Origin of the sequence: Bifidobacterium tissieri, from assembly GCF_002259645.1 — a bacterium.
Classification (GTDB): Bacteria; Actinomycetota; Actinomycetes; order Actinomycetales; family Bifidobacteriaceae; genus Galliscardovia; species Galliscardovia tissieri.
Window position 1 is genome coordinate 42517 of the sequence record NZ_MWWV01000019.1, and the last position, 11742, is coordinate 54258.

The 11742-nt window shown below is 61.6% G+C and carries 13 protein-coding genes; 11 read left to right on the forward strand and 2 right to left on the reverse strand.

Annotated features, from left to right (window positions below):
* The 3 genes from BTIS_RS10510 to BTIS_RS10520 all read left to right on the forward strand — a co-directional run bounded on the left by BTIS_RS10510 (position 1) and on the right by BTIS_RS10520 (position 2261).
* Positions 1 to 834, forward strand: a complete 834-nt coding sequence (locus BTIS_RS10510; RefSeq protein ID WP_094665248.1) for an ABC transporter ATP-binding protein — start codon at positions 1 to 3, stop codon at positions 832 to 834.
* Between the two features lie 216 nt (positions 835 to 1050).
* Complete coding sequence (gene rpsD / locus BTIS_RS10515; protein WP_094665250.1) at positions 1051 to 1677, forward strand: 30S ribosomal protein S4; 627 nt, start codon at positions 1051 to 1053, stop codon at positions 1675 to 1677.
* Positions 1678 to 1901: 224 nt separating this feature from the next.
* Positions 1902 to 2261 (forward strand): YccF domain-containing protein, encoded by a 360-nt coding sequence (locus tag BTIS_RS10520; protein ID WP_094665252.1) that lies wholly within the window; start codon positions 1902 to 1904, stop codon positions 2259 to 2261.
* A gap of 71 nt (positions 2262 to 2332) precedes the next feature.
* Here BTIS_RS10520 and BTIS_RS10525 read toward each other — a convergent pair whose 3' ends face one another.
* Positions 2333 to 3040: a response regulator transcription factor gene (locus tag BTIS_RS10525; protein ID WP_158216900.1), complete on the reverse strand. Its 708-nt coding sequence runs from the start codon at positions 3038 to 3040 to the stop codon at positions 2333 to 2335.
* A 193-nt stretch (positions 3041 to 3233) separates the two neighbouring features.
* Here BTIS_RS10525 and BTIS_RS10530 point away from each other — a divergent pair, with 193 nt between their 5' ends.
* From BTIS_RS10530 to mltG, 7 genes are all read left to right on the forward strand, one after another.
* Entirely contained in the window at positions 3234 to 4064 is an 831-nt protein-coding gene (locus BTIS_RS10530; protein ID WP_094665254.1) for a histidine phosphatase family protein, read from the forward strand.
* Positions 4065 to 4083: 19 nt separating this feature from the next.
* Positions 4084 to 4761, forward strand: a complete 678-nt coding sequence (locus BTIS_RS10535; protein WP_094665256.1) for a histidine phosphatase family protein — start codon at positions 4084 to 4086, stop codon at positions 4759 to 4761.
* A gap of 129 nt (positions 4762 to 4890) precedes the next feature.
* Positions 4891 to 5301, forward strand: a complete 411-nt coding sequence (locus BTIS_RS10540; protein ID WP_094665258.1) for a DUF948 domain-containing protein — start codon at positions 4891 to 4893, stop codon at positions 5299 to 5301.
* A gap of 4 nt (positions 5302 to 5305) precedes the next feature.
* The gene (locus BTIS_RS10545; RefSeq protein ID WP_094665260.1) at positions 5306 to 5551 is read left to right on the forward strand and encodes a hypothetical protein; all 246 of its coding nucleotides are present in this window, start codon (positions 5306 to 5308) and stop codon (positions 5549 to 5551) included.
* Between the two features lie 115 nt (positions 5552 to 5666).
* A complete protein-coding gene (gene alaS, locus BTIS_RS10550; protein ID WP_094665262.1) occupies positions 5667 to 8348 on the forward strand; it encodes an alanine--tRNA ligase in 2682 nt (893 codons plus the stop codon).
* Positions 8349 to 8365: 17 nt separating this feature from the next.
* Positions 8366 to 8833 (forward strand): Holliday junction resolvase RuvX, encoded by a 468-nt coding sequence (ruvX, locus tag BTIS_RS10555; RefSeq protein ID WP_094665264.1) that lies wholly within the window; start codon positions 8366 to 8368, stop codon positions 8831 to 8833.
* On the forward strand, positions 8833 to 10023 hold the full coding sequence (mltG, locus tag BTIS_RS10560; protein WP_094665266.1) for an endolytic transglycosylase MltG: 1191 nt from the start codon (positions 8833 to 8835) through the stop codon (positions 10021 to 10023). Before ruvX ends, mltG begins: the two co-directional genes overlap by 1 nt.
* Before the next feature lie 14 nt (positions 10024 to 10037).
* On the opposite strand, the gene BTIS_RS10565 is transcribed toward mltG, so the two are convergent.
* Positions 10038 to 10481: a prepilin peptidase gene (locus BTIS_RS10565; protein WP_094665268.1), complete on the reverse strand. Its 444-nt coding sequence runs from the start codon at positions 10479 to 10481 to the stop codon at positions 10038 to 10040.
* A gap of 71 nt (positions 10482 to 10552) precedes the next feature.
* Between BTIS_RS10565 and aroC the strand changes: the two genes are divergently transcribed.
* Positions 10553 to 11740 (forward strand): chorismate synthase, encoded by a 1188-nt coding sequence (gene aroC / locus BTIS_RS10570; protein WP_094665270.1) that lies wholly within the window; start codon positions 10553 to 10555, stop codon positions 11738 to 11740.
* Positions 11741 to 11742 lie beyond the last annotated feature (2 nt).

Consider the following 11742-nt stretch of genomic DNA (forward strand, 5'->3'; position numbering starts at 1 on the left):
ATGCTGCTGGAGATCAAGGACCTCACCCGGGAATTCGTGCGCAGGGGAGTGCCATTCGCCGCAGTCGATCATGTGAATCTGTCCATGGATGACGGCGAATTCATCGCGATAGTCGGCCGTTCGGGCAATGGCAAGAGCACGTTGCTCAATATGGTGTCCGGGTTGCTCCGCCCCACCTCGGGCACTGTGACGGTCGAGGGGAAAACAGTCGCCGAACTCGATGACAGAGCGTTGTCACGTCTGCGCAATCGCACCATCGGCTTCGTCACGCAGAGCCAGACGCTATTGCCTAATCTGACCGTGATCGACAATGTGATCCTGCCGGCTGTGCTCTTCCCGGATGATCCCGTCACCCATGATCAGGATCACGCCGCCGAAGAGGCAACCGCGCCGGACGTGCCGAAGCAGACCATTTCGGGGCAGGACCCCTCCGCCGACCAGAGTGATCCGGACATGCCCGACGTCATCGCCCCGGCCACGTCCCCATCACCGAGCGACGAGCAAACCGATGCGTTGACCATGCGAGCCCATGCACTGCTGGCCGATCTGCAAGTCGATGATCTTGCCCATAGCTATCCCCGTGAACTGTCCGGCGGCGAGATGCGTCGCGTTTCCATCGCGCGTGCGCTGATGAACCAGCCCAAGCTGCTGATCGCCGACGAGCCGACGGGAGATCTGGACGCGGAAAGCACCCTTATCGTCATGCGTTTGCTGCGATCCCTGGTCGATCGGGGGACATCGGTGCTCATGGTCACCCATGACGCCGATGCGCTTCCCTACGCGGATAGGATACTGACATTGGATGCCGGGCGACTCGCCGAAAAGACGGCATGATGACAAAGTCCCGTCTTTGCCGTACACTTTCTCTCTTGGTGTCCGCTTTCAGGCGGAAACCTATCTGGAGCCTTAGCCCGTCAATGGGTCGGTGGTTGCGGTAACGATCGCGACCATTCGTGCCACGGCACGGTGAAGCATTGGAGAGGCCGGCTCAGCGCATGGCATCGTCGTGCGTTCCGTTCAGATAACGACAGAAACAAAGGATGAACATTCATGACTAACGTTCAGCGCTCCCGCCGTCAGGTGCGTCTTTCCCGCGCCCTCGGCATCGCTCTGACCCCCAAGGCCCAGCGCATCTTCGAGAAGCGTCCGTACGCTCCCGGTGAGCACGGCCGCACCCGTCGTCGCACCGAGTCTGATTACGCCGTTCGTCTGCGCGAGAAGCAGCGTCTGCGCGCCCAGTACGGCATCTCCGAGAAGCAGCTGCGTGCCGCTTACGAGAAGGGCACCCACGAGGCTGGCCAGACCGGTCTCGCCATGCTGCAGCACCTCGAGTCCCGCCTTGACGCCCTCGTGCTGCGTGCCGGCTTCGCCCGCACCACCGCTCAGGCCCGTCAGTTCGTCGTGCACGGCCACATCATGGTCGACGGCAACAAGGTGGATCGTCCGAGCTACAAGGTCCGTCCCGGCCAGACCATTCAGGTCCGTCCGAAGAGCCAGACCATGGAGCCCTTCCAGGCTGCCGCCGAAGGCGTGCACCGTGACGTGCTGCCGGCCGTCCCGGGCTACCTGGATGTCGATCTGGCTTCGCTGAAGGCTACCCTGACCCGCAAGCCCCTCGCCGAGGAGATCCCGGTTCAGGTGAACATCCAGTACGTGGTCGAGTTCTACGCTCGCTGATTCTGGTTTCAGCTTTTCGCCCTGCGCGCCGCTACGGCCGCAGGGCTTTTTCGTATCCAGACCCCGATGGCGTTGCTGATCTTCACCATTGACGATCTCGGAAGAGATTCGGTATCGGGGAGGAATCCGGGAACAATCAGGGCAAACCCGGATGCCGTTCCACCGTCATTGCGTTCATAATGAAGTCAAAGCAATGCATTATCGCACAACAGAGGTGGAATATCATGAGACTTCTTGGCAACATTCTGTGGCTGATCCTTGGCGGCTTGTTCCTCGCATTGGGCTGGGCCGTGATCGGCATCGTCCTCTGCATCACCATCATCGGCATACCGCTGGGACTCCAGGCGTTCAAGATGGCGCAGCTGACGCTGACCCCGTTTGGCAAGCAGGTGGATTACGCCGGTGGATTCGGCTCACTGCTGCTCAACATCATCTGGATCGTGGTCGCCGGACTGTGGATGGCGATCGGCTATGTACTCGCCGGGTTGGCCAACTGCATCACCATCATCGGCATTCCGTTCGGCATCCAGTCCTTTAAAATGGCCAAGCTCGCGCTTATGCCGTTCGGCGCGGTCATTCGCTGACCAATCATGACCGCTTGCGGATCTATCGCATGCATCCGTTGCATGATCGCAAGCGGTCAGACATGCGTCCGTCAGCCGATGCGGTAGCGGTCTCCACGCTGTGTCATGAACAGACCCGCCTGATGCAGTTTCCGCTCAAGCGACCGCATGACGGTCATCATGACGTCACGCTGTTCAAAAAACCCGTTACCGCACACTCCCTCGAGCAATTCCTCGAATGACAGATAATCGCCATCGACACGGACCAGCATCTCCAAAGCCGCATATTCCCGAGGGGACAGGGGAAGCGGGCGGTCCAGCCTACCGTAGAACGCCCGTCTGGCGTCAACGTCCAGCGTCAGATCGCCACGAGTCAGGATCGATGAGCCAGATGATACTCCGGTACGTGACAGCATCCGGACGTGGGCCAACAGTTCCGAGTCCGAGAACGGTTTGCGCAGCTCGTCGTCGATCTGCGATAGCATTCCCGCATCGGTGGCGGTATCACGGGAATCGGTGGTACCGTTCCGGGGGTCGTCATTCGCCGTGTCCAGATTGGTGGAACGCAGATACAGCAGTTTGGCGTTCATCATCTGCGTCACGATCAGATCCAGATCGTGACGATCCGCATGCTGCGGGAACGTGTCGTCCATGATGACCAATTCCGCGGTGAACGGCTCATTCTCCTCGGATTCGTCATCATTCGCAGGGATCGTCCTGACGATGTATCCAGCCGACTCAAGCGTCGCACGCGCCGCATTGCGCAACGCCATGTTGAGTGTCGCCAACAGAATCCTCATCGAACCTCCCATGATGTGCGTCCCATTGCCTGTGTTCAGCATAAGGTGCATGGAGGAAAAACGACGGAATTCCGATTCGTCGACCGGGCTGGCGACAACGTGCGTGCCCCGCGTTCCCCACCATGTGACACCATGTGATGGGACCAATGCGACGACCGTCGTCGCGCACACGGTACGGAATGGATGGAACGCGATGATTACCGAAGTGGTGATGGTGCGGCACGGGCGCACCTGCTTCAACCTCGAACGCAGACTCCAAGGACAGATCGACGTCCCTCTCGACATCATCGGACAATGGCAGGCGGATCAGACCGGGTTCGAACTCGCTCGCCGATACTACTGGGCTAAGGTCAGTCGCATCGCTGACCGGCCGGAGACCCTTCCCCAACCGGGTCCCGGAGCCGCTCGACACAGCGATGTCGAGGAATACCGCAAGGCCTCTGCCTCCCGCAGAACCTTGCGCGTGGTGGCGTCGGATCTGTTCCGAGCCCGGCAGACCGCTCATGCGTTCGCCGATATTCTCGGTCTCCCTGTTGAACTCGACGAACGGATGAGGGAACGCTCATTCGGACGATGGGAAGGTCTCACCCGCCCGGAAATGCGCGCAATGGACGCCGAAGCTTATGCATCATGGAAGGCCCATACCGGGGGAGAGACCAAATACGGCGTGGAAACGCGGACCCATGTCGGACGGCGTGGCGCGGATGCGGTGGTGGACCTCATCGAACGCGCCCGCGGCGAGGAACGCGAGACCACGCTGGTCATCGTGGGACATGGATCCTGGATCGTCGCCACCATCGAGACGCTGCTTGGCATGGACCCCGACAATCTGAGCAATCTCGGTTCCATGCGCAATGCCTTCTGGTCGAGGCTCACCCCCGTGTATACCGGTGACGGCGCGCTGCGATGGACGCTCGATGAATTCGACACCGGTCCCGCCATCGCCGGGTCGATGGACTGGGAGAACGGTCCCGAGGACCTGCGCAACGACGATATGCCGCGATGGAAGCCCATTCCGGCCTGAGAGTGGGATAATCAGAGATATGACGTTTCATCTGCATCTGGTCCGTCACGGACAGACCTATTTCAACCGATACAACCGTCTGCAGGGCTGGTCGAATTCCCCGCTGACCGAATCCGGCATCGCTGACGCCGAGAAGGCCGGGCACAAGCTGGAGGGCGTCGATTTCGCGGCGGCCTACTGCTCCGACACCACGCGCGCTGAACTGACCGCACGATCTATCCTCGACATCAACGAAAAAGCCGGACACCAGCGCCCGGAGCTGACCGTCGACATGCATTTCCGCGAGCAGTTCTACGGCTACTATGAAGGCCTCGACATGGCCATGGCGTGGTATGCCGCCGGTGCTCCGCACGGAGTCAAGACCTATAACGCCATCGTCGAGAAATACGGTCTGGCCGCCACCAAGGACTTCCTCAAGGAAGCCGACCCGTTCCATGACGCCGAAAGCGAAACCGAATACTGGACGCGTGTGGAGGGAGGATTCGACCTCATCGCCGGCAATGAACGACTCTCCGACGGCGACGATGTACTGGTGATCTCACACGGCAACACACTGCTCAGCCTGATGCACCGATTCGCCCCCGCGGGATACGATCTGAGCGAACGTCCTGCGAACGGCAGCGTCACCGTGCTTGATTTCGATCCGACCAAGCCGTTGGACGACGGCGGCATCACCATCATCTCCTATAATCAGTGAGTTCCATCGGCGAACGGTGATGCGATTCAGACGCCACTGTTCGCCGTAGGTGATAGCCTTTGGATTTGTATTTGCGTCCGGGACTGCTGCAATGTCCGGGAAGTCGTCAAGGAAACGAGGTATTCGGCAATGGATATCGGTCAGATCGCCGGCCTGATCGCGGCCATCGCGTTCGCCATTCTGGCGGGCTTCATGATCTACCCGCTGATTCGTTTGGGAAAGCTGTTCGACCAGATCGCCCAGACGGTCAAGGACACCGGAGACCATGCGCTTCCCGCCCTTGACGAGGGCGTGACCACCGTGCAGAAGGTCAATCGTTCTCTCGAGGATGTCAACACCATCTCCGATGCCGCCCAGCGCTCCGCCTCGAACGTGGGCGCGCTCACCGATCTGTACGGATCATTCCTCGGCAAGCCGGTGATCAAGGCCGCATCCACCGTGTGGGCGCTCAAGGCCACCGCACAGGACTTCCTGAATCGACGCGCATCCGGTCGCCATGCCGAGCCGTCGCCGCTGTCGGACGACGCCAAGGGGGAGTAGACGAATGTTCAAACGCATCTTCTGGATTTCGCTCGGCGTGGGCATCGGCGTGATGGCCGTGACCAAGGCTCAGGCCTATGTGAAGGCCCACACGCCGGAGCCTGCCAGACAGTTCGTGTTCGGCCCCGACGAGGAGCAGCCTCCCATCACCCTGCAGACGGTGCAGGCCCTGTTCGACGACTTCCAGCAGCATCGTCGTGCCCGTGAGGAGCAGCTCAACCGCGAGTTCATCGAGCGCAGCGCCCGCTAACCCGATAACCCATCATGCAATCATCGCGGATGGTTCTCCGCGAGTCATGACCAGTAATTTTTCGCGGGCCGATCGCCGCGCTCGCAAGCCAATCAATTAAAGGAGTCGCACGTCCATGCGCACATCGGAAATCGCCAAGCGATATCTGGATTACTTCTCGAAGCATGACCATCTGGTCGTCCCTTCGGCATCCCTGATCTCGCCGAACCCGACCACGCTGTTCACCATCGCCGGCATGGTGCCGTTCATCCCCTATCTGCTCGGCGAGCAGACACCGCCCCGCAAGCGTATGGCCAGCAACCAGAAGTGCGTGCGTACGCTTGACATCGACGAGGTCGGTAAGACCACCCGTCACGGCACGTTCTTCCAGATGCTCGGCAACTTCTCCTTCGGCGACTACTTCAAGGAGGAGGCCATCCATTTCGCCTGGGAGCTGCTGACCACCCCGCAGAGCGAAGGCGGCTATGGCTTCGACCCGGAGAAGCTGTGGGTCACCACGTACACCGACGACGAGGAAGCCCGCTCCATCTGGAAGAACGAAGGCTTCGATCCCGAGCACATGCAGATCTTCGGCATGGAGGACAACTTCTGGACCACCGGTGGTCCCGGCCCCGGTGGCCCCTGCTCCGAGATCTACGTCGATCGTGGTCCCCAGTATGGCAAGGACGGTGGCCCCGCCGCCGATGAGACCCGCTTCATCGAGATCTGGGACCTCGTGTTCGAGAACTACGAGGTCGACAACGTCAAGTCCAAGACCGACCTGCACATCGTGGGCGAGCTTGAGAACAAGAACATCGATACCGGTGCCGGTCTCGAGCGTCTTGCCTACCTCATGCAGGGCAAGGAGAACATCTACGAGACCGACGAGGTCTACCCGGTCATCGAGGAGGCCGAACGTCTCTCCGGTCTGAAGTACGGCGAGAATGCCGATGCCGATGTGCGCTTCCGTGTGGTGGCCGATCATGTGCGTTCCGCGCTGATGATCATGAGCGACGGCGTGCGTCCGAGCAACGTCGGCCGTGGCTACGTGCTGCGTCGTCTGCTGCGCCGCACCGTGCGCTCCATGCGTATGCTGGGCGTCACCGAGGAGGTCATGCCGCACCTGCTGCCGGTCTCCAAGAACGCCATGGCCCCCAGCTACCCGGAACTTGAGACCACGTTCCACGAGGTCTCCGAATCCGCATACGCCGAGGAGGACGCGTTCCGCCGTACGCTCGACAACGGCACGTCCATTCTCGACGTGGCGGTCAAGAAGGCCAAGTCCGAAGGCTCCGATCCTGTGGTGTCCGGCAAGGACGCCTTCACCCTGCATGACACCTACGGTTTCCCGATCGAGCTGACGCTCGAGATGGCCGCCGAACAGGGTGTGAAGGTGGACGAGGCCAAGTTCCGTGAGCTCATGAACGAGCAGAAGTCCCGTGCCCGTGCCGACGCGCTCAAGAAGCGTCACAATGTGGACCTGTCCGTGTACGACGACTTCAAGAAGACGCTTGAGGCCCCGCTCGAATTCCTCGGCTACACCGAGTTCTCCAGCCGTTCCAACGTGCTGGGCATCATTCAGGAGGGCAAGGGCTCCGTGGCGGCCGTCAGCGCTCCCGCCACCATCGAGGTCATCCTCGATCGCACCCCGTTCTACGCGGAGGCCGGCGGTCAGCTCGCCGATCAGGGCGAGATCCTCACCGACGACGGTGCCGTGCTCGAGGTGGACGACGTGCAGCACCCGATCAAGGGACTGACCGTGCATCAGTGCCGTCTGACCGAAGGCACGCTGGTTCGCGGCGCCAAGGTCACCGCCACCATCGATCAGGATCGTCGTGGCGCCATCGCCCGCTCCCACACCGCCACGCACATGGTGCACAAGGCGCTGCGCGAGGAGCTCGGCCCGCAGGCCACCCAGCGTGGCTCCGAGGATGCCCCGAACCGTCTGCGCTTCGACTTCCAGTGGGGCAAGGCGCCGAGCAAGGACGTGATGAACGCGGTTGAGGCCCGTGTGAACGATCGTCTGCGCGACAACCTTGCCGTGACCACGCAGGAGATGAAGTTCGACGACGCCATCGCCCTCGGTGCCATGCACCTGTTCGGCGAGAAGTACGGCGACATCGTGCGCGTCGTCTCCATCGGCGAGGATGGCTGGAGCCGTGAGCTGTGCGGCGGCACCCACGTTGACCATGTCGGCAAGATCGGTGCCGTGTCCATCATGTCCGAGGCCTCCGTTGGCACCGGCGTCCGCCGTGTCGACGCCGTGGTTGGTCAGGGAGCCTACGACTTCCACGCCCGCGAGCACGCGCTGGTGTCCCAGCTGTCCGACAAGCTCAACGCCCGTCCGGACGAGCTGGCCGATCGCGTCAATGCCCTGCTGGCCAAGCTCAAGGAATCCGATCGACGTCTGGCGGCCATGTACGAGAGCAATCTCGCCGCTCAGGTGCCGCAGATCCTCGAAACCGCCAAGGATTCCGCCGACGATGTGGCCGTGGCCGTGAAGAACGTCGGTCACTTCGGATCCGTCGACGCCCTGCGCAAGTCCGTCATGGATATCCGCGGTCGCTTCGGCGAATCCAAGCCGCTCGTGGTGGCGCTTGCCGGCGAGGGCGAGAACGGCAACCCCGTGATCATCGTGGCCACCAATGAGGCGGCCCGCGGCGCTGGCATCAAGGCCGGCGATCTTGTTCGCACCGCATCCAAGACCCTTGGCGGTGGCGGTGGCGGCAAGCCCGACTTCGCCCAGGGCGGTGGCCAGGATGCCGGCAAGATCGACGAGGCCCTCTCGTCCCTGAAGGCCCAGGTGCTGCAGCACTGAACGGGACGGAACATTCCATGTCATGTTGGTTAGGCGTGGATCTCGGTAATGCTCGGGTCGGACTCGCGAAGTCCGACCCAGAGCTTACCTTTGCGCACCCCATCGGCAATGTGCAGGTATGGGGAAACGACTATTTTCATGTGCTCGATGATGTGCTCGATGTGATCGAGGATGAGGACATCACCCACGTAGTGGTAGGGCACCCTTTGCAATTGAACGGCGCGGAAGGGAAAAGCGCCAAGAAGGCACGGCGATGGGCCGGCGCGTTGGAGCGGCGCATCGCGGAGGAAGGCATTGCCGTCACGGTAGAATTGCTGGATGAGCGGTTGACGACGGTTGATGCGCATCGTCAGCTTCGTGAAGCTGGACTGAGTACGCGTGAGCACCGGCCGAGTATAGATCAGCAGTCAGCCGTGGTGCTGTTGCAGGAGGCTTTGGACAGGAACGCGCGAGAACGCGCCGGAACAGCGGTTATGGAGGTTTGATGGCCGACGACGATATGCAGGACTTTTTCGCTGAGCAGGCCGAATGGGTCGGTGAGGACGGTAAGTCGGAGCCCGACGCATCCGTTCCTCCGCGACCTCCTCGTTCCCGCAAGGAGATGCAGCAGTATCGGCGCAAACAGCAGCGGGCCCGGCAGGTCAAAGTCATCATCGCTGTGGTGTTCGTTTTGTTGCTGCTCGTATGCGGATGGCTGGTCTTCTCCAAGATCGGCGGCGCCCGTGACGCCCTGCAGATCACTCGTTCTGAGGCCGCGGACTATCCGGGGCCGGGATCGGGTGATGTCGAATTCACCGTGGAGACCGGTCAGAACAGTGTGCAGATCGGTGACAATCTCGAGAAGGCGGGCATTGTCAAATCCAGTGCCGCATTCCAGCAGGCGGTCAAGAATGCCGGACTCGAAAACCATCTGCAGCCAGGCGTGTTCCAACTGCAGTACCGTATGAAGTCCGACGCGGTAGTGAAGATCCTCACCGATTCCAATAACGCCAAGGGATTCCTGGTGGTCAATCCCGGTGAGCGACTCAGCACGGTACTTGATCAGGCCGCGGACCTGTCCGGTATCGACCGGTCAGAATTCCAAGCCATCGTCGAGGGCAAGGGCGAAGGCATCCTTCCCGCGGAGGCCGGCGGCAGCTTCGAAGGATGGCTGGAACCCGGAAACTACAACGTCAAGGAATCGAAGTCGGCCGCGGACATCATGAAGACGATGGTCGACAAGCGCATCGCCAAGCTCGACAGTCTTGGCGTACCCACCGGCGACGATCGTGAACGCATCCTCAAGATCGCGTCCATCGCCGAAGGCGAAGTCAACAAGTCCGACTACTACGGCAAGGTCACCCGCGTCGTGGAGAACCGACTTGCCAAGGACATGCCCCTCGGCATGGATTCGGTGATCGCCTATGGCAACAACGTCGAACCCCGCGCCCTGACCAAGACGATGCTGTCCGACACCAGCAACCCCTATAACTCCCGTGTGCAGAAGGGGCTGCCGCCGACACCCATCAACCAGCCCGGCGACAACGCCATCAAGGCGGCGATGCATCCCGAGGACGGCGATTGGCTGTACTTCGTGACGGTCAACCTCGACACCGGCGAAACGAAGTTCACCGCCGACGAGAACGAGTTCCAGCAATTCTCCAAGGAATACGAAGACTGGGAGGCTAATAACTAGCCGAATCGTGATCCTCAGAACAGACTCAGCAGGACCACGATCACGGCTGCCAGGACAATGGCCGGGGCGAAGGGAATCGAATCCCCGCCCCGGCCTTTGCATAGGCCCAGCATGATCAGACCAATCAGTCCCATAAGCATCCACCATAACAGCACCGCCGTCAGACCGAACCAGCCGACGGCAAACCCCATCATCAGCGTGCAGGTCACATCACCGAACCCCAGCGTGCCGGGACGAACCATCGCCAGACCCAACTGAACCAATGCGGAACCCAGTCCCAGCACGACGCTCATGGCCAGCGACGGCCACTGTCCGTAAAGCACGCACCAGACGACCAGACAGAGCAGCTGCGCCGCCGAACCTCCCACGATCACAGCACGCGGCACCCGGCGTGTCCGTATATCGGTACACGTCACCACAAATCCGGCCACTGCTGTAGGAATGAAAAGGTACGTCATTACTCGTAAGATATACCGAGGCTGAACGACAAACGTTCGGTTGGAAATACACGTGGACAAAGGAGCGGGAGATGTTGCGCTGGCAGACGGCTGGGGAATCACATGGCGAGGCGTTGGTGGCCATGATCGAGGGATTGCCGTCCGGCGTGGCCGTCACATCCCAGGACATCAAGGACGCGTTGGCCCGCCGACGTCTGGGATACGGTCGTGGAGCCCGTATGAAGTTCGAAGAGGACAAGGTCCGTATGCTCACCGGCGTGCGCCACGGCTCCACGCTCGGCTCGCCGATCGCCATCGAGATCGCCAACACCGAATGGCCCAAGTGGACTGAGGTCATGAGCGCCGATCCGCTTGATCATGACATTCCGCGTGAAGGGCGCAACGCTCCGCTGAGCCGTCCCCGTCCTGGTCATGCCGATCTCACCGGTATGCGCAAGTACGGTTTCGATGACGCTCGCCCCGTGCTGGAACGCTCCAGCGCTCGCGAGACGGCGTCCCGAGTGGCTCTCGGCGCGGTCGCCGCGAAGTTCCTTGAGCAGACGCTCGGCATTCGCACCGTCTCCCATGTCATCTCCATCGGAGGGGCCGGCGTCGACGAGAACGCGCCGCTGCCCACTCCCGACGATGTGGCTGCGCTTGACGCTTCCCCCGTCCGTACCCTCGACAAGGACGGCGAGGCCCGCATGAAGGCCCGCATCGATGAGATCAAGAAGAGCGGCGACACCGTCGGCGGCGTGATCGAGGTACTGGCATACGGCGTACCCGCCGGACTGGGAACCTACGTGGAATCCGATCGTCGTCTCGATGCCGCGCTCGCCGGTGCCGTCATGGGCATTCAGGCGATCAAGGGCGTGGAGATCGGCGATGGCTTCCTCGAGGCCGTCCGTCCCGGCTCCCAGGCCCATGATGAGATCGTGACCGATGAGCATGGCCGTATCACCCGTCTGTCCAACAGGGCCGGCGGCATCGAGGGTGGCATGTCGAACGGTCAGCCGATTCGCGTGCGCGCGGCCATGAAGCCCATTCCGTCGATTCCGCGTGCGCTGCGTACGGTGGACGTGCTGACGGGCGAGGCCGCACAGGCCATCAACCAGCGTTCTGACACCACGGCGGTTCCCGCGGCATCCGTGGTGGCCGAAGCCATGGTTCGTCTGACGCTCGCCCGCTTCGTGCTGGAGAAGTTCGGTGGTGATTCGGTGTCGGAGATTCGCCGCAACGCCGAGGCGTACCTGGCATCCTGGCCCGAGCATATGCGCTAGGG

What these genes read in the sequence shown, in the direction of transcription:
- aroC (WP_094665270.1), top strand. Translation starts at nt 10,553, where the DNA reads ATGTTGCGCTGGCAGACGGCTGGGGAATCACATGGCGAGGCGTTGGTG.
- mltG (WP_094665266.1), top strand. Translation starts at nt 8,833, where the DNA reads ATGGCCGACGACGATATGCAGGACTTTTTCGCTGAGCAGGCCGAATGG.
- BTIS_RS10530 (WP_094665254.1), top strand. Translation starts at nt 3,234, where the DNA reads ATGATTACCGAAGTGGTGATGGTGCGGCACGGGCGCACCTGCTTCAAC.
- BTIS_RS10510 (WP_094665248.1), top strand. Translation starts at nt 1, where the DNA reads ATGCTGCTGGAGATCAAGGACCTCACCCGGGAATTCGTGCGCAGGGGA.
- BTIS_RS10525 (WP_158216900.1), bottom strand. Translation starts at nt 3,040, where the DNA reads ATGAGGATTCTGTTGGCGACACTCAACATGGCGTTGCGCAATGCGGCG.
- ruvX (WP_094665264.1), top strand. Translation starts at nt 8,366, where the DNA reads ATGTCATGTTGGTTAGGCGTGGATCTCGGTAATGCTCGGGTCGGACTC.
- BTIS_RS10545 (WP_094665260.1), top strand. Translation starts at nt 5,306, where the DNA reads ATGTTCAAACGCATCTTCTGGATTTCGCTCGGCGTGGGCATCGGCGTG.
- BTIS_RS10535 (WP_094665256.1), top strand. Translation starts at nt 4,084, where the DNA reads ATGACGTTTCATCTGCATCTGGTCCGTCACGGACAGACCTATTTCAAC.
- rpsD (WP_094665250.1), top strand. Translation starts at nt 1,051, where the DNA reads ATGACTAACGTTCAGCGCTCCCGCCGTCAGGTGCGTCTTTCCCGCGCC.
- alaS (WP_094665262.1), top strand. Translation starts at nt 5,667, where the DNA reads ATGCGCACATCGGAAATCGCCAAGCGATATCTGGATTACTTCTCGAAG.
- BTIS_RS10520 (WP_094665252.1), top strand. Translation starts at nt 1,902, where the DNA reads ATGAGACTTCTTGGCAACATTCTGTGGCTGATCCTTGGCGGCTTGTTC.
- BTIS_RS10565 (WP_094665268.1), bottom strand. Translation starts at nt 10,481, where the DNA reads ATGACGTACCTTTTCATTCCTACAGCAGTGGCCGGATTTGTGGTGACG.
- BTIS_RS10540 (WP_094665258.1), top strand. Translation starts at nt 4,891, where the DNA reads ATGGATATCGGTCAGATCGCCGGCCTGATCGCGGCCATCGCGTTCGCC.